We start from the raw sequence: 16,684 nt of genomic DNA, 5'->3' as shown, positions 1-16,684 counted from the left end.
CAGTGCCCAGAAATCCCACTTCGGGTTGTAGTAGACGGGGGCACTGTCGCGCAGGCGTCTGTACGTGTCGTACGCCCCGTTGAAGAAATCTTCAGAGAATGGATCGAATTCGACGTTACCTTCTGAGACCTGCAACGGCGTAGTAGGAGTCATAGAATCGCTCCGGCCTCTTTGTAGGCTTCGATGGTGTCCCAGTCCAGGCCCGCTTCCATCAGCACCTCCTCGGTGTGCTGGCCGTGCTCGGGCGCCCCCGAAGGGGTGACGGCCGTCTCGTCGAATTGGACGGGGTTGGTGGGCAACGAGTAAGGCGCTCCGCTCATCGTCGCGGTCTTCGCGACATAGCCGTTCGCGGTCACCGCCGGGTCGTGGCAGACCTCCCCCGGTGTCTGCACCACACCCCAGGCGCCGGAGAGGTCTGCGAGCGCCTCACGCCATTCGACGAGTGTGCGTTGGGCAAACGCTTCGTCCATCAGCGAGATGAGTTCCGCCCGGTTGGCGAATCGCGTTGCCGCCTCGGCAAATCGCGCATCATCGACGAGTTCGGGTAGGCCGATCACGCGCATCGCTTCCGCATAGAACTTGTCCAGTTGCAACATCATCAGCTGGACGTGGCGATCGTCTTTTGTGCGGTAGGTCCCGACCAAAGGGTTGGGCGCGTCGGCGTGGCGCCAGCTCGGAACCGCGCCGCCGCCATGAATCTGGCTCACTGCGATGTCGGGGCTGAGGTTCCAAGCCGCAAGCCCGAGGAGGGAGACATCCACCACCGATCCCTGACCGGTGGTCGCCTTCCGGTACAGCGCTGCCGCGATACCCCCAGCGATCGTCATTCCGCCGAGCAGGTCGCCGAACGCGGGTCGTGAACGCACCAATTCCTCAGCGTCCTCGGTGAGCATGGCGGCGATGCCGCCGCGCGCCCAGTAAGAGACGCCGTCATAGCCGGGCTTGTCGGCGTCGGGTCCCTTCGGGCCGTGGCCCGACCCGCGTACGTAGACGATGTTGGGGTTGACGGCCCTGATGTCGTCGACGTCGATGCCCATCTTCTTGCGGCGGCTTGGTAGGTAGCTGGTGAGGAACACGTCGCAGGTGGCCGCGAGTTTGCGGATGACGTCTTGGCCGCCGGGAGTGCTCAGATCGACGCCGATCGACTTCTTGCCCCGATTCGGTATCTCGATCATGTAGTTGACGGCGCCACCACCCTCGTCGACGATGCCCATCGTCACGAGGCCGCGTTGCGGGTCGCCTCCCTCGCGCGGCTCGACCTTGATGACCTCGGCACCCCATTCCGCCAACACGGCGCCGGCCGACGGTACGAAGGTCCACGCGGCAACCTCCAGCACGCGAACACCGCTGAGTACTTTGTCGACGGAAATGACGGCCTCCATGGGTCACGGCAGTACGGGTGCGAGCGCACCAACAGTTGGGAAACGGCGGCAATGCTCGTTTACACGTTCCGAGAATGTCAGTTTCGAGGGAGTTTGTAAACCGCGGCGGCGCCAACGGGGCAGCGCCGAAGTGCTTACGGACGCGCCGACAGCCGTCCCGGCAAGCCCGGATCACCGTCGGCCCAAAAGGCCCGCCAGGTCGGCATCCGTTGGGGCATAGCCGCACGCAACCGAACGTCGGTCGGCCATCGCATGAACTCGGGACCGGGGCGCTCGGTGACATCGACGGAATACCAGGGATGCTCCCGCCGCTTGACGAAGCACCACTGGCCGTCGCGGCGCTCATAGACGTCGTCGTAGCGCATCGTGATCACATACCATCCGTCGCCGTCCTCGTGTTCGGCGCGGCAGTAAATCGCTCCGGTCGCATGATCGGCGTCGACGAAGTCGAACTGGTGACCGCAGATCAGGTGGATGCTGCGGTAGAACCGTCGGAGCACGCGGTCATACCAGCGCCTCAACGCATCCCTGCCGCGCCCCTCGGCGCCCGCGTCGACATCGTCGACGAACAACGCCACCAATGCATCGAGATCACGGGCATCGAGGGCCATTGCATACTTGCCGGGTAACTGGCTAATCGCGAGGCTCGACTCCACTCGGTCCAACCGGTCATCGCCGGTCGAACCCTTCAATCCTGTGGCCATCGCGGTATTGTAGGCTCACACCGCCTAATGAGAACCGCTGTTCTCGGTTTCGGAAAGGCTACTATTCTGCGCTCATGCCCTTTCCGACGATCTTGCCCACGATCCCTGCACTGGTGAGGTTTTGCGCAGCCCGTTTCGGCGACAGGCCGTTCCTCATCGCCGACGGGCGGAGATTGTCCTACGCCGATCTCGACCGCCGTTCGGCCGCCCTGGCCGCCGCCCTGTTGGCGCAGGGCATCAGCAAGGGCGACCACGTCGGAATCCTGATGCCCAACAGCGTCGACTGGGCACTGGCGTGGTTTGCCACCACACGCATCGGTGCGGTCGCTGTTCCGCTCAACACCTTCTATAAGGCCTCCGAACTGGCCTGGACCGCCCGCCATGCGGACCTGAACGCAATCTTGGCGTGGCCGCGGTTCCGCAATCACGACTTTTTGACCCGGCTGGAAGATGCACTGCCGGGTCTCGCCGGTCAGGACCGGCCAGGGCGCATCATGGTCCGCAAGGCCCCCTTCCTACGGACTGTCGCGGTGTGGGGACCGTCTGATCGGGCCTGGACGACGAGGATCCACGCCGACGGCGCGCTGCCGGCCGCCGACGCCGACTTCCTCGTCGACGTGGAGTCGTGCGTGACCCCGGCCGACGAGGTGATGATCATCTACACCTCGGGCAGCACCGGTGACCCGAAAGGGCCCGTGCACACCCAGGGAACGCTGGTCCGCCACACCTACAACCTCACCTTCATGTACGCCGTCACCCACGACGACGTGATGTTCACGTCCATGCCCTTCTTCTGGGTGGGCGGGCTGATCACCGGATTGCACGCGGTGATCCACCACGGCGCGACGCTGATCACTCAGCCCGCGTTCGATGCAGCAGAGGCGTTGGAGCTGATGGAGCGACACCGCGCGACCATCGCGCTGGGCTGGCCGCAGCAGGGTAAGACGCTGTCCGAGCATCCCGACTTCTCAGCACGCGATCTGAGTTCGGTGCACCGCACCAGCATGCCCGCGATGGTGCCACCCCGGCATCAACCCAAGGGCTCCAGCGGCCTGGGAATGACCGAGCTGTGCGGCAACCACCTCGGCGTCGATCCCTATCTGCCGCAAACGCCCGATCGGTCCGAAACCGGCGGCCCACCAATCGAAGGGCTGCACCACCTGATCGTCGACCCCGACACGGGACAGCCGGCGCCCATTGGCACGCCCGGCGAAATATGGGTTCGCGGATACTCGTTGATGCAGCGGCTGCACAAGTGCGAGCGCGAGGACGTGTTCACGTCGGACGGCTACTACCGAACGGGCGACTGCGGCATCGAGTACGACGACGGTTGGATCAAGTTCACCGGACGGTTGGGCGACCTGATCAAGACCGGTGGGGGCACCAACGTCACACCCAGCGAAGTCGAACTGGCACTGGCCGACTGCGACGGCGTGCTCGAGGCATATGTGGTCGGAGCGGAGAGCGCTGAACACGGAACGGTAGTCGCGGCTGCGGTGGTGCCGCGCGGCGAATCCGCACTCGACGCCGAGTCTTTGCGAGCGCAACTGCGCGACCGGCTGTCGGCGTACAAGGTTCCCAAGCACATTTGGGTCACCGCCAAGCGAGACCTTCCGTTCACCGCGACCGGCAAAGTCAAGAAGTCGGAGCTGGCGCGGCAACTCAGCGAACAGTTGCGCTCGGCTACGAGCTAACCGGTTGCCCGTCGGGCATATTCGTGGTCATCAGGGTCAACGGGATGCCGAACAACGGCTCCAATTTGACTTCGGTCAGTTCGAATCCGTCGCCTTCGTGCCGCTGCCGGAAGTCGGACTTCACGCCGTACCTCGTGGCGATGTCCTCGCCCGCGGCACAATCCGCGGTGCGTACGATGACGGAGAACAGCCCGTCACCGTTGCGCGCGAGAAAGTCCGCCGCGGTACCGGCATCCGTTGGTGCCGCGGCGGTCGGGGCGATGAGCTCGAACCCGCGGTCCCAGTCGAGGCGAACCTGCAGACCAAGGCGCTCTAACTCGAAAGCCTGGAACTGAAAGCCCAAAGCGCTCAGGTAGTCGGCAGCGCGGTCGAGGCGCTCAAGAGCGACGGCGAACACAACGTGGTGCAACTGCGGCAGCTGGGGTGACATGCCAAAGACTCTACGAGCGCATAAAGAGAGATTTCAATTATCGGAAATATCGATTCTCGTTGCGGTAGATTCGCGGCTGCACACCCACACGTCCTGGCGGAGAGGCGCTTCGTGGCACTCGAGCAGTTCAACCTAGAGGGTCAAGTGGCGATTGTCACCGGCGCCGGGCGCGGCGTCGGCGAGGGTATCGCCAAGGTCCTTGCGGAAGCGGGCGCCACGGTGGTCGGTACGGCGCGTACGACGTCCGAGGTGGAGCGGACGGTCACGGACATCGAAGAATCGGGCGGCAAAGGACTCGCAATCACCGCCGACGCGCTACAACGCTCCGACAGCGAGCGCGTGGTCCAGACCGCGGTCGACAAGTTCGGCCGCATCGACATCCTGGTCAACAACGTCGGTTTCGCAACTTACGGCCCATTTCTGCGCCTGACCGACGACAACCTCCGGGAAACCTTCGATTATTGCGTCACTTCCGCTTTCATCATGAGCCAGTTGGTCGTGCCGCACATGCTGGCGGTGGGCCGGGGCTCGATCGTGAACATCTCGTCAGGAGCGGGCCGATTCGGGATCCGGGGATTACTGCCCTATTCCGTGGCCAAGGGTGGACTCGAAGCCCTGACCCGCGCCATGGCCCAGGAGCTCGCCCCCAAGATCCGCGTCAATGCGATCGCCCTGGGCGCATTCATGACCACCGGGCTGCAGTCCAGCTTCGACCTGATGCCTGGGTCCGAGGAGAAACTGAAGGAGCTGACGCCGCTGCATCGTATCGGTGACGTCGCGGACCTCGGCCGGCTGACGTTGTACCTTTGCACCCGCGATTGCTATGCGACGAACTCGACCTTCATTGTCGACGGCGGCCTCCAGGGTCCGAATTCCTCTCTGCCCATCCCCGATCTGTAGCCAGACGCAGCCGACAAAGGAGTAACCAGCATGGCAGAGAAGGTTTTACGCGTCGCCGTAATATCGACGGGCGGCGTCGGAAGCATCGCGTTGCGGGCCATCCACCGGCGCGCACACCTCGATCTGGTCGGTGTATGGGTGCACAGCGCCGAAAAGACGGGTCGCGATGCCGGCGACGTTGTCGGGCTGGGCCCTATCGGTGTGACGACCACTGCCGACCTGGACGACATCATCAGACTCAAGCCCGACTGCGTGGTCTACGCGGCTTTGGGGGCCGACATGGATGCGGCCGCGGTGCCCGACTATGTCCGATTTCTGAAGGCCGGCATCAATGTCGTTACGACCAACACACCGGGGATGATGTTTCCCGACAGATGGATTCCCGACCTGGCCGACCAAGTACGAGCGGCGGCGCTCGCCGGCGGCGTCACCATCTACACCTCGGGTATCGAACCGGGATTCGCCGGTGATCAGTTCGCCGTCATGCTGTCGACCTTGTCCAACACCATCCGGTCGGTCCGCGCGCAGGAGATCTTCGACTACTCGGCCTACCCCAACGAGTACTCGATGTTCGACGCGATGGGCTTTGGCCGTCCGCTGGACTTCACGCCACTGCTCGAACTGGAGGGCGCACAGCGGTTCGCCTGGGGACCACCTATCGGTCTGGTGGCACGAGCTCTTGGCGTCGAGCTCGACGAAGTGACAGAACGCTACGAGCGCGTGCTCACACCACGCGACCTCCACGTCGCGTGCGGGTTGATCCCGGCAGGCACCTGTGGGGCGGTGCGGGCCGAGACGACCGGAATCGTCAACGGCCACCCGGTGATCACCATCGAACACATCAACCGCATGGCGCCCGATCTGGCACCCGAGTGGGCGTCGGCACCGCACGGGACGTACCGCGTCGTCATCGAGGGCGAGCCGCACATCCACTGCGATCTTCGGTTCGGTACCGAACCGACGGCGCAGTCAGCGAACGACGATGCCATGCAGGCGACGGCCATGCGGGTGGTCAACGCAATCCCGTACGTCATCGATGCGGCACCGGGCATCGCCACGTCGTTGGATCTGCCGATCACCGCGCCCCGCAACGCGGTGGATGTGAGCTAGACGGTGAACATCGGCCCGCGGGGAGCGCCCCTTACCTCGTTGCCGCCGTCGATCGCAAAGCTCTGCCCGGTCATCCAACTCGACTCGGGTCCCGCCAGGTAACGGACGCCCGGGGCGATATCGTCAGACACCCCGAGGCGGCCCAACGGGACGCGTTCGAGGAAGCTGCTGGTCAGCTCTTCCAGGTGGATGTAGCCCTGCGTGGTGGCCGCCTCGGTCAGGCCGGGCCGGACGGCATTGACACGAATTCCCCTAGGGCCCAACTCTGATGCCGCGACCCGGATCATCATCTCGAGTGCGGCCTTGCCCGCCGAGTAGTGCCCAAGGCCCTCCATCGGGATCTTCGACGACGTCGAAGAGATGAACACGATCGACCCGCCGTTCGTCATCAGCGGTGCCGAGTAGCGCAGCGCCAAGAAGTTTGACCGCAGATTGCCCATCACGAAGTTGGTGAAGGTCTCGAGATCGAGCCCAGTCAGTGGTCCGGTGCCGCCGGTGGCCACCGTGCCCACGACGATGTCCAGCCGACCCTTGAGGTCATGGGCCGCCTCGGCGGCCGCCGCGACGGTCCCCTCGTCTTCGGGATCGCCCTTCTTGACGACAATTTCGGCATCCGGGACCGCGGCGAGGATGCCGTCGCGGGCCGCGTCCAGGCGCTTGCTCGATCTCCCCAAAAGGTACAGCGCCGCACCGTCAGCGGCGAGCAGCTTGGCGCTCGCCTGGGCAATTCCGGCTGACGCCCCCAGGATGAATGCCGTCTGACCGTCAAGTACGCCCATGCGACCCCGCCTCCATTTATGTATCGGCAGCAGAATACTAATTCTCCTTAATGAGTAAAGGAAGTTCTCAGAACCAGCGCGGTGATGTAACGTACCCGTGTGGCAGACATGAGCGGCAAGGTTGTACTAATCACCGGTGCCGCCCGTGGCCAGGGCCGAGCGCACGCCGCCAGGTTGAGCGCCGACGGCGCCGACACCATCCTCGTCGATATCGCCGGACCGCTGCCGCCGAGCGTCCCCTACGACTCGGCCACTCCCGATGATCTGGCGCAAACCGCCGACCTCGTGGTGGCGAATGGCAGACGTGCCGTCACGGCGATCGTCGACACCCGCGACCATGACGCCCTCTGTGCCGCCGTCGATAAGGCTGTTGCCGAACTCGGCAGGCTTGACGTGATCGTCGCCAATGCCGGCATCTGTTGTCCGGCTCCCTGGGACCGCGTCTCCCCCAGCGATTTTCAGGACACGGTCAACGTCAACCTGGTCGGGACCTGGAACACGGTCATGGCCGGAGCGAAGCACATCATCGCCGGCGGACGTGGCGGGTCGATCATTCTGATCGGATCGGTGGCGGGGGTGAAAGTGGAGCCCTTCATGGTGGCGTACACGGCGAGCAAGCACGGCGTTACCGGCCTCGCCCGCTCATTCGCGGTCGAACTCGGCCGTTACGACATCCGGGTGAACAGCCTCCATCCCGGATCGGTCGCGACACCCATGGGTAGCGGGCGGATGATCGAAGCGATGCAGGAGGCGGCGGAGTCGTATTCGCATCCCCAGTACGGCTTCAGCAAGCAACTCATCCCCAATGCCGTGACGATGCCTGAGGACATCGCGAACGCCGTTGCTTGGCTGGCCTCAGACGAATCGCGGTTCGTCACGGCTTCGGCGATTTCCGTCGATGTCGGGGTCGCTCAGGCTTAGCAGGACGGCGCTCAGTTCGGCCGGTCGGGCGAAAAACGGTGAGTGGCCACCGTCGAACTCGAAGACCCGAGCGCCGATCCGGCCGGCCGCATTGCGCCGGGCCCAGGACCCGCCGACCGCGCGATCATCGCGCATGAGCACGTAGTCCGAGGGCGTGTCGGGCCAGCGGTCGATCGGACACCGTTCGATTAACACCGTAAAGGATTGGTGTCGCAACTCATTGAACGCTTTGCGCCCCAGCGCTTCTGGGCAGTCATGATAGAAGCCTTCCCGCACCGCCTCCCAAGACAGGCCGAACGGTCCCTCACCCTGTTCTTGCGGCTCAGGAAAAGAGATCGCATCGGGGTTGGCGGCCAGGTGGTCGGCGAACGACTGTCCGGGCACGGGCAGGAGGCCACCGACGAACACCATTCTTTGCACCGGGTGGAGCGTGGCGATGACCGGTGCGCACAGCCCCGACAGCGAATGTGCCACAACGACGACGTCCTCGACCATGTCGGGGGACGCGGCACCGACTCGGGCTCCCTCGATCGCGTCGATCGCCACCCGCGCCCATTCCAGGGCACCCGCCGACTCATCATCGACCGGCAGATCCGGCGCAACGACCCGATGACCACGCCGCGCGAGCTCCACGGCGACCCCGTCCCAGCACGAGCCATCATGCAGCCCGCCGTGCAGCAGCGCGAACAGCGTCATGCTCGGGTCCGCGAGATCCGGGTGGCGAGCTCTGGGCCGGCCAACGGCAACCCGATGACGCGTGTTCGAACTACTTGTTCGGTGTGGCTCACTGGTAGAAGGGTCCCCGTTTGCCCGACCTCTCGAGATGCCCGTAGGGATCGTAGACCTTGATGTTCGGGTACGGGTTCTGTTCGTACGCAGGCTTGGACAGTCCGGCGGTCCGCAGCCCCGCCAGTACCACCAGCGGGACGGCGAACGATACGAGCCCCACCGAGGCCGACACGAGGAGCCGGCGCGTCAGCGCCAGCTTGTCGCGGCCCGGTCGCGCCGGTAGCCGGCGGGCGATCCGGTTTATCAGCACCAGCTCGCCGCCTTGGTCCCGGACGCACATCACCGCCACCATCGCGAATATGAACGAGTCATACACCGCCATGATGAGCGGGAAATGAATGTGGCCGATCTGCAGCGTCGGTCCGACCGCCTCGGTGTAGTAGAAGATGCCGAACCTCATCCAGGTGAACTGGACGACTCCGTTGAGCGGCAAGGCGATCACGAACGAGCCGACAAAGACCGCGGCAAGCCGATGGCGCGCCAGCCAACCCATGGGCCGAATCAGGGGCTCGAGGAATCGATTGTTCAGCTGCAGAATCCCCAGACCGGTCAACAAGTAGTACGCCGCGTAACCCCCGAGGAACGACAGCGCGGGTTCCAGGTTCGGCGAGATGTTCACGTACGGCCACGACAACGGGAAGTGCAACATCCGCGGGTCGAAGATCGCGAACGTCGCCCAGTTGGCCAACGGGTCCAGGGCGCCGGTGATCAGCCCCGCGAACGCGATCACCACCGTCCAATGCACCTTGCGTTGTCTTACCGAGAGCCACACCAACGTGGCGATCAGCCCGATGGCCATGGGGACGGAGCTCAGGGCGACCACCAGCGGCCAGTCGTCGAACCCGAGGAACGGCGGATACGGTGCCGGCCCCGGGTATGGGTTGGTGGTGCGCGGATCCCCGTGCGTACCCGATTGCATCGTCGCGACGGTCACGATCGCGAATACCAGGTACCCGGCTATGAACAACGCCCATCCGGCACGGGACAGCGGCGGCGAACTGCCGACCCGAATGGGCCGAGAGGACCCGGAATCGGGGCTGGTGTCCACGACGTCCGTCATGCCAAACCCCGATGTTCCTTTCAACCTCTACAGCCCGGCCCCATGAGAATATGCGTTATCGACAGCGACAAAAAGACTTCGGGACGACTTGGTCCATCTTCAGCCCGCCGCCTCGGCGGGTGTTGCGCTGTTGCCCTTGATGACGGGCATGTTCGTCCACGCGCCACGGTCGTCGCGATACCACCCCGCGGCGGCCAACGCACCGCCATCGGCATGCACCACAGTCCCCGATACCCATGCGGCCAGCGGGCTCGCGAGAAACAAGACGCAGCCCGCGATGTCCTGTGGGGTTCCGAAGCGGCCCAGCGGAATCCAGCGCGGAATATTGTGCCGCTGTGATTGGTGGATCATGCGGTCCAGCGGGACCTGGGCGCTATCCGTGGTTTCCGGCGCCACGGCATTCACCCGGATGCCCTCCGGGCCAAGCTCGAGGGCGAGGCTCATGGTAAAGCCGGTCACCGCCGCCTTGAAGGCTCCGTATACCGCGAAGTGCGGTATACCCCGGAAGCCCTCGATCGACGAGACGTTCGTGATGCTCGCGCCGCCGGCGGCGGCACGCAGCAGCGGCAGCATGGCCCGGCTGACCAGAAAGATGTGCTTGAGATTCACCCGATATATGTCGTCGATCTGCTCGTCGGTGAGCCGCTCGAAAGGTGTCGGCCGCGTCATGAAGTGACCGACGTTGTTCACCAGCGCGTCGAGGCGCCCGTAGCGGCTGCCGATGGCATCGGCGAGCGCCGACACGTCGGCCGCGACGGTCGCATCGCCCGTCACCACGAGCGCCCGATCGCCGAGTTCGCTGCGCAGGTCCTGCGACCGCGCCGGGTCGACCTCGAGTACGACGACCGACGCACCCAGGCCGGCAAAGGCCAGCGCCGTGGCGCGCCCGATGCCCGCGCCACCGCCGGTGACAAGCACCACCTTGTCGTTGAAGTCGATCATTCCGCCTCCTGTTTTGCGTCGCCGAAGCGCAAATGATCCGGCCGCAACGAGAATATCGATTCTCGCATGCGAGAATAGCGGCTAACCTTCAGTTACGGATTCGGCCAGAGGAAAGCGGGCTATGAGCGACCGGCACTCCAACATCGCGGGGACGCGGATGCTGATCATCGGGGCGTCCTCCGGCATTGGACAGGCGTTGGCAATTGCCGCCCACTCCAGGGGGGCTCGCGTCGCGCTCGCCGCACGGCGGGTGGAGCTGCTGTCGGACCTGGCCGATCGGCTGCACGGATCGGCCCACGAGTTGGACGTTTCGGACCCGCGCGCGGTGGAGACCGTCGTCGCCGAGGTCGCCGCGAACCTGGGCAAGCTCGACGCGGTGGTGTTCACCAGCGCCGTGGTGCCCTTCGTGCTGATCGAAGACACCGATGTGGAAACCTGGCTGCATTCCTACGCCGTCAATGCCGTCGGCGCCTCCCACGTGCTTCGGGCGGCCCTTCCCCACTTGACCGACGACGCCACGGTCATCGTCGCATCCAGCCATGACGTCGGTCGCCCCCGCGCCGGCGTGGCCGCCTACCACGCGAGCAAGGCCGCGCTAGACGAGATCTTGCGATCCTGGCGCGCCGAGCATCCCGAACTGGCCGTGATCCGGGTTAGCGTTGGCCCGACCTGTGACACCGAGATCCTGCGCGGCGCCGACCGGGATCTGCTGGCCGATCTATACCGGGCCTGGGCGCGGGCGGGCCAGATTCCTGAGGAAATGTCCACGGTGGACGACGTGGCCAACGCCATGCTGTCCCTGATCGCCATCTCACGCGCGAACCCCACCGTCGTCAGCGAGATCGTGCATCTTGCCCCGCGGATCACCAAGACTCGGTGATACTACGAACCGCGAAGGGCGGATGACTGAATGGATCTTGGTTTTGAGGGCGCGACGGCGGTCGTGACCGGCGGCAGTAAGGGAATGGGGCTGGCGATCGCCGAGAGTCTCGCGGCGGAAGGCGCCTCCGTGGCGATCATGGCGCGCGGTCGGGCGGCGCTGGATTCGGCCGCCAGGCGAATCCGCGCCGCGGGGGCACCCGAAGTACTCACCGTCAGCGTCGACATGTCCGATGGCGATTCCATCACTTCGGGCTTTGCCTGCATTGGTCATTCGTGGGACACCCTGAACGTCCTGGTGCACACCGTGGGTCCGAACGCGGGCGCGTTCGACGATCTGAACGACGACGACTGGCACGCCGCATTCGATCTCGGCACCCTGTCCGCGGTGCGATCCGTGCGGGCCGCGCTGCCGATGCTGCGATCAGCCGAGTGGGCCCGCATCGTCACCCTCTCCGCGCACTCCATCCAGCGACAAAGCCCGCGGCTGGTCGCCTACACGGCAGCGAAATCGGCGCTGTCCAGCTTCACCAAGAACTTGTCGAAAAGCCTTGGAGCCGAGGGCATTCTTGTGAACTGCGTCTGTCCGGGAACCATTGTGACGGCAAGCTTTACCGAGGTTCTGCGGGATGCGCTCGCGGCAGACGGGCTCGACTCGTCGGATCCCAGGGACGTGATGAGCTGGGTCGAGAAGACCTTCGGCCATCCATGCGATATCGGTCGCGCCGGGCTGCCGGAGGAGATCGCCTCCATCACCACGTATCTGGCGTCGCGACGCAACGGCTATGTGACGGGTGCGACCGTCAACGTCGACGGCGGATCGGACTTCATCTGACCCTCCTCGCCCATCCATCCGGCTCTGAAGGGAGTGGAGACTTGACCGTGAATTCCCGGCGTCTTCGAGTCATTCAGTGGGCAACCGGTGCCGTAGGCACCGAGATGATCAAGACCATCCTCGACTACCGGGCCGACCTCGAGCTGGTGGGAGCGCGGGTCTACTCCGATTCAAAGAACGGCGTCGACGTCGGGACGCTGGTGGGCCGGAACCCCGTCGGCGTCAACGCAACCACCGATGTCGCGGACATTCTCGCGATCGAGGCCGACCTCGTGCTCTACGCGCCGTCGTTCACCAGTCTCGACGACGTGTGCGCGCTGCTGGAGAGCGGCAAGAACGTTGCGACCGTCTCGTTCCTTTTCCACCCGCAGCGCATCGGCGATGCGGACCGTCGACGGCTGCTGGCGGCCTGCCGCAAGGGCAACAGCACGATCCACGCGAGCGGCCTCAACCCGGGCAACCTATCTGGCGTTTTGCCGCTCGCGCTGTCGGGTATGAGTCGCTCGATTGACAGGTTCAGTCTGCAGGAGCGCGCAGACTGGTCGCTCTGGGAGAGCACCGAAATAACCTTCGACGGAATGTGGTTCGGACGACCGACCGAGGACATCACCCCGACGGCCAACGAGTTCCTGACATTCAACACCGCCCTGTTCACCCAGCAGACCTGGTTCATCGCCGACACGTTGAACGCTGCCATCGACGATGTCACGGTCACTGTTGACGCAGTGCCCGCCACCAAGGACTTCGAGATCTTCGACCACCGGGTTCGCGCCGGCACGACAGCCGGTCAGCGGTGGAACTTCGTCGGGAATCGTCGCGGCGAGCCGATCATCGAATTCGAGACGCTGTGGACCGTCGGCGGCGAGTATCCGGAGCACTGGCCCACACCGGATGACGGCTGGACCCTCACGCTCGAAGGCGACCCGTCCATGCGCGTGCACTTCTTCTGCCTGGCCAGCTACTCGCGGCCGGCGTCGGTCGCCGAACACGTCCGGGCGGGTCTTGTCGCGGTTGCGCTACAGGTCGTCAACGCCATACCGGCGATATGTGCCGCCCCCGCGGGTTTCGCCACCATGGCGGACCTGCCGCTGATACGCAGTTACACCGGTTTCGGTGATGGACCCACAGTCATCAAGGATTGACATCGGGCCGGCCCGGCGCAGCCGCACACCAAAGATCATTGCGCCAAGGCATCGGTTCGGTCAGGAATTCGGCTGCGACTCAGAAGGAACCGTCGCGAAAACATATTCCATTTCGTCGAAGATACTGCCGGGCACGAAGATATCTGATGGGTCGAGGATACGGTCGAGATTGGCCGCCACGCCCTCGGCGTCGAAGGCACCGTCGGCGGCGAACCAGCCACGGGTCACACCGATCTGCAAAGCGGCCACCCGTCCACGGAAAGCGCTCAGGACCTTTTGTGTCAGGATGCAGCTCTCGCTCGCGAGGTAGGCAACGACCGGTGCCACTTGATCGAGCCGCAGCGTCTGCAGGAAGGCCCGAGCATCGGCCGTGCGGCCGGCCTCCCCCATCATTGCCATGGCCATTCGCGTGTCGCCCATCGGCATGATGGCGTTGGCGTGTATGCCGTGCGCCGCACCCTCGAGCGCCGCGACGTTCATCAACCCGAGCATCCCCGTCTTGGCCGTGGCGTATCCGGTCAAGCCCGGCTGCCCGAAAACCCCCGCTGCGGAGGAAACGAACACCAGTCGCCCGTATCCGGCGTCCCGCATCACCGCGAAACCCGGTCGGATGACGTGAAAGGCGGCCAACACGTGGTGCCGCAGCAGCGCCTCGAAGCGTTCGGTCGGCCATTCCGGCAACGCGTCGTCGTGGATGATGCCGGCGTTGGCGACGATCGCGTCCAATCGTCCGAATTCGCTGACGGCCAGGTCGACGGCGTCCTGCCCCCCTTCTTCGGCGCTGGCGTCCGAGGCGCACGCCACCGCCCGTCCCCCCGCGGCGCAGATCGCGGCGGCGACGTCATTAGCCGGTTTCGGGTCGCCTCCACTTCCGTCGGTTTCGGCGCCGTTGTCGTGGACCACCAAGGCGGCTCCGCGACGGGCCATTTCATGGCAATACGCCTCGCCGAGGCCGCGGGCACCGCCGGTCACCAGGACGACCCGATCGGTGAACGAGACCAATTTCAGCCTCCCGCAGGCGGCGACGCGGCGGACGCGGCACCACGCTCGGTCCAGTGGGCGACGAACGGGGTGATCGTCGAAAGGTCGTAGAGCCCAGGCTCGGCCGCGACCACGGCCGGGATGGCGTTGACGGCGTGCATGGCGGTGGCCAGGCAGCCTTGCTCGGCGTGATCCTCCTCATGCGAGCCGATCACGAGATGAAGACTCATGTTGGGCTTGCCCTCGAAGGCCACCTGATAGCCAATCTCCGTCGGCCATTCGGGCGCCAGGTCGTCGGCCATCCTGGTGAGATGCTCCACGGCGAGGGTGGTCTCACCGCAGTCGACCACGACGCCGAAGCGCATCGCCCCGACCGTGCCCGCGGGGATCTCTCCAGCCGCCACCGTCAGGGGTCGCGGCGTTGTGGCGACTTCGCGGAAACCCTCGACGGACCGAATCTCGAGCCCGAGGGCCTGCGCCAGGATTGTCGCGCTGCCGATCCACGCGCTTGCCGCGTAGTCGGTGTTCGTCAGCAGCGGGGTGGTGTCGTCCGGCGCATGCCCGAAGCCCATCGCGTTGAAGATCAGGTCGTGGCTGGCGTAGGTCGAGTAGTTCAGCACCTCTCGTACGTTGATCCGGTCGGTGCGCTCGGTGAGGCGGGACAGAATGGGCACCAGCGACTCGCCGACGAAGCCCGGGTAGAGGCCGAGCCCAAGGAATGACGAATCGCCCGCACGACAGGCCTTCTCGATTGCGTCGGCCAGCGATTCGTGCAGCGATCGGGGATGCACGAACCGGCTACCGGTGGCCACCACGCTCTTGCCCGACGCCAAAAGATCGCAGACGTCGGCGAAGCAGCCGGGCGTGTCGGTTTCCACCTTGCCCATGTAGAGAACCACGTCGGCGTCGGTGCCGATCACGGCATCCCGATCCGCGCAAGTGAGCACCCCCGTTTCGGAGGCCCCGCACAGGGCGCCCGCATCGACGCCGGCTTTCGCCGGGTCGTAGACGCGCACCGCGACGAGTTCCAGGTCTGGGCGGCCCAGCACGTGGCGCAGCGCCATCATTCCGGTCACCCCGGTCGCCCATTGGATCACGCGAGTCATGTCAGCCTGGTCCGATCAATCCCAGACCACGTCGAGACGGGGCGGTGAACGGAACATCGTGCCGCTCACATAGGGCGGCGGGGCGTCGGGGTCGAGCCGCAACCCCGGCAATTCGTCGAAGAGCGCGTTGAAGAACTTGGTGCTCTCCAACCGGGCCAGATGCATCCCCAGGCACAAGTGCACACCGTGGCCAAACCCGATGTGCGGCTTGCGTTCCCGGAAGATATTGAAGGTTTCGGGGTCCGGCCAGCGCGTCTCGTCGTGATTGGCGCTGCCCAGGTTCACCATCATCGTCGATCCCCTCGGGATGTCGAGCCCGAAGAACTCGGTGTCAGTGGTGACCTCCCGGATGAAATTCAGCAGCGGCGTCTCCCACCGGATGCCCTCCTCGATCGCCTGGGGCAACAGGGTGCGGTCGGCGCGAACCGCGTCGAGTTGGTCGGTGTGGGTCAACAGGGCCAGCGCGAGGCTCGCTGTCGATCGCGACGTGGTCTCCGCTCCGGCGGGCAGGAGATTGCGCATGAATCCGTAGATTTGCTCGTCCGACATTTTGACGCCGTCGATCTCGGCCCGCGACAGGATCGTCACCATGTCGTCCTTCGGCGACTTGCGCCGGTCGGCCAGCACGCCGATGAAGTACTCCTTCATCTCCGCCGACGCCTTCATGGCGGTCTCCATGTCGGCGCGAAAGCCCAGCAGGTCGATGGCCAGCCGGTGAAACTCCCCGATGTCGGACTCTGGCAACCCGAGAAGGGCCGCGATGATCCGGACCGGGATCGGCATGAACACCGCGGCCACCAGATCGGCACGCTTGTCATCACGAATCCTCGCGATCGTGCGATCCACGAGGGGCCCGACGAGTTCGGTGTCCCAGCGCTTCATCGAGGACTTCGCGAAGGCGAATTCGTGCAACCTGCGGTACGTCGCGTGCTCGGGTTCCTGCATCTCCAGAATCGTCGGACCCTGCAGTGGCCGCACCATATCCTCGTAGACGCGGGTGCTGAACGTGACGTTGTCGGTGAACACGGCC

Annotated in this window: 17 protein-coding genes and 1 pseudogene; 7 read left to right on the top strand and 11 right to left on the bottom strand. The window is 65.1% G+C overall.

Annotated elements, in window-relative coordinates; genetic code table 11:
* The 3 genes and pseudogenes from A9X03_RS30300 to A9X03_RS15575 all read right to left on the bottom strand — a co-directional run.
* Nucleotides 1-153: pseudogene (locus A9X03_RS30300) on the bottom strand (cytochrome P450); the annotation flags it as partial.
* On the bottom strand, nt 150-1,382 hold the full coding sequence (locus A9X03_RS15580; RefSeq protein ID WP_067888853.1) for a CaiB/BaiF CoA-transferase family protein: 1,233 nt from the start codon (nt 1,380-1,382) through the stop codon (nt 150-152). The pseudogene A9X03_RS30300 and the gene A9X03_RS15580, both read right to left, overlap by 4 nt.
* A 134-nt stretch (nt 1,383-1,516) precedes the next feature.
* Nucleotides 1,517-2,047: a nuclear transport factor 2 family protein gene (locus tag A9X03_RS15575; RefSeq protein WP_067747662.1), complete on the bottom strand. Its 531-nt coding sequence runs from the start codon at nt 2,045-2,047 to the stop codon at nt 1,517-1,519.
* A 113-nt stretch (nt 2,048-2,160) separates the two neighbouring features.
* Between A9X03_RS15575 and A9X03_RS15570 the strand changes: the two genes are divergently transcribed.
* Entirely contained in the window at nt 2,161-3,780 is a 1,620-nt protein-coding gene (locus A9X03_RS15570; RefSeq protein WP_068261746.1) for a class I adenylate-forming enzyme family protein, read from the top strand.
* On the opposite strand, the gene A9X03_RS15565 is transcribed toward A9X03_RS15570, so the two are convergent.
* On the bottom strand, nt 3,770-4,210 hold the full coding sequence (locus tag A9X03_RS15565; protein ID WP_068261743.1) for a VOC family protein: 441 nt from the start codon (nt 4,208-4,210) through the stop codon (nt 3,770-3,772). The genes A9X03_RS15570 and A9X03_RS15565 overlap by 11 nt on opposite strands.
* A 111-nt stretch (nt 4,211-4,321) precedes the next feature.
* On the opposite strand from A9X03_RS15565, the gene A9X03_RS15560 reads away from it, so the two are divergent.
* Both A9X03_RS15560 and A9X03_RS15555 read left to right on the top strand, forming a co-directional pair.
* Nucleotides 4,322-5,110, top strand: a complete 789-nt coding sequence (locus A9X03_RS15560) for an SDR family NAD(P)-dependent oxidoreductase (RefSeq protein WP_068261740.1) — start codon at nt 4,322-4,324, stop codon at nt 5,108-5,110.
* A gap of 30 nt (nt 5,111-5,140) precedes the next feature.
* Entirely contained in the window at nt 5,141-6,220 is a 1,080-nt protein-coding gene (locus A9X03_RS15555) for a dihydrodipicolinate reductase (protein ID WP_067781788.1), read from the top strand.
* On the opposite strand, the gene A9X03_RS15550 is transcribed toward A9X03_RS15555, so the two are convergent.
* The gene (locus A9X03_RS15550) at nt 6,217-6,999 is read right to left on the bottom strand and encodes an SDR family NAD(P)-dependent oxidoreductase (protein ID WP_067747607.1); all 783 of its coding nucleotides are present in this window, start codon (nt 6,997-6,999) and stop codon (nt 6,217-6,219) included. The two genes, A9X03_RS15555 and A9X03_RS15550, sit on opposite strands and share 4 nt — an antisense overlap.
* A 108-nt stretch (nt 7,000-7,107) precedes the next feature.
* Between A9X03_RS15550 and A9X03_RS15545 the strand changes: the two genes are divergently transcribed.
* Nucleotides 7,108-7,920: a mycofactocin-coupled SDR family oxidoreductase gene (locus A9X03_RS15545; RefSeq protein ID WP_067781790.1), complete on the top strand. Its 813-nt coding sequence runs from the start codon at nt 7,108-7,110 to the stop codon at nt 7,918-7,920.
* On the opposite strand, the gene A9X03_RS15540 is transcribed toward A9X03_RS15545, so the two are convergent.
* The 3 genes from A9X03_RS15540 to A9X03_RS15530 form a co-directional block, all read right to left on the bottom strand.
* A complete protein-coding gene (locus A9X03_RS15540; protein ID WP_068261737.1) occupies nt 7,855-8,616 on the bottom strand; it encodes an alpha/beta fold hydrolase in 762 nt (253 codons plus the stop codon). The genes A9X03_RS15545 and A9X03_RS15540 overlap by 66 nt on opposite strands.
* An 88-nt stretch (nt 8,617-8,704) precedes the next feature.
* Nucleotides 8,705-9,769, bottom strand: coding sequence for a spirocyclase AveC family protein (locus A9X03_RS15535; protein ID WP_067891227.1), 1,065 nt, complete (start codon nt 9,767-9,769; stop codon nt 8,705-8,707).
* 99 nt (nt 9,770-9,868) lie between these two features.
* Entirely contained in the window at nt 9,869-10,711 is an 843-nt protein-coding gene (locus tag A9X03_RS15530) for an SDR family NAD(P)-dependent oxidoreductase (RefSeq protein ID WP_067747599.1), read from the bottom strand.
* Nucleotides 10,712-10,832: 121 nt separating this feature from the next.
* Between A9X03_RS15530 and A9X03_RS15525 the strand changes: the two genes are divergently transcribed.
* From A9X03_RS15525 to A9X03_RS15515, 3 genes are all read left to right on the top strand, one after another.
* Nucleotides 10,833-11,591 carry an SDR family oxidoreductase gene (locus A9X03_RS15525; protein WP_067747597.1) on the top strand — a complete coding sequence of 253 codons (759 nt, stop codon included), beginning with the start codon at nt 10,833-10,835 and terminating at the stop codon, nt 11,589-11,591.
* Nucleotides 11,592-11,621: 30 nt separating this feature from the next.
* Nucleotides 11,622-12,425: an SDR family NAD(P)-dependent oxidoreductase gene (locus A9X03_RS15520; RefSeq protein ID WP_067747595.1), complete on the top strand. Its 804-nt coding sequence runs from the start codon at nt 11,622-11,624 to the stop codon at nt 12,423-12,425.
* A 104-nt stretch (nt 12,426-12,529) separates the two neighbouring features.
* The gene (locus A9X03_RS15515; RefSeq protein ID WP_068014868.1) at nt 12,530-13,567 is read left to right on the top strand and encodes a dihydrodipicolinate reductase; all 1,038 of its coding nucleotides are present in this window, start codon (nt 12,530-12,532) and stop codon (nt 13,565-13,567) included.
* 60 nt (nt 13,568-13,627) lie between these two features.
* Here the strand turns inward: A9X03_RS15515 and A9X03_RS15510 are convergent, their stop codons facing one another.
* From A9X03_RS15510 to A9X03_RS15500, 3 genes are all read right to left on the bottom strand, one after another.
* Nucleotides 13,628-14,539, bottom strand: coding sequence for an SDR family NAD(P)-dependent oxidoreductase (locus A9X03_RS15510; RefSeq protein ID WP_231969219.1), 912 nt, complete (start codon nt 14,537-14,539; stop codon nt 13,628-13,630).
* Nucleotides 14,540-14,571: 32 nt separating this feature from the next.
* Nucleotides 14,572-15,654: a dihydrodipicolinate reductase gene (locus A9X03_RS15505; protein WP_067747588.1), complete on the bottom strand. Its 1,083-nt coding sequence runs from the start codon at nt 15,652-15,654 to the stop codon at nt 14,572-14,574.
* A 15-nt stretch (nt 15,655-15,669) separates the two neighbouring features.
* Nucleotides 15,670-16,684, bottom strand: a 1,015-nt coding sequence (locus A9X03_RS15500; protein WP_068261734.1) for a cytochrome P450, incomplete at its 5' end; no start/stop codon positions are given.

It is taken from the genome of Mycobacterium sp. E1715 (assembly GCF_001667625.1).
GTDB lineage: Bacteria > Actinomycetota > Actinomycetes > Mycobacteriales > Mycobacteriaceae > Mycobacterium.
Note: the sequence above shows the minus strand (reverse complement) of the source record. Positions and strands in the feature narration are given on the sequence as shown.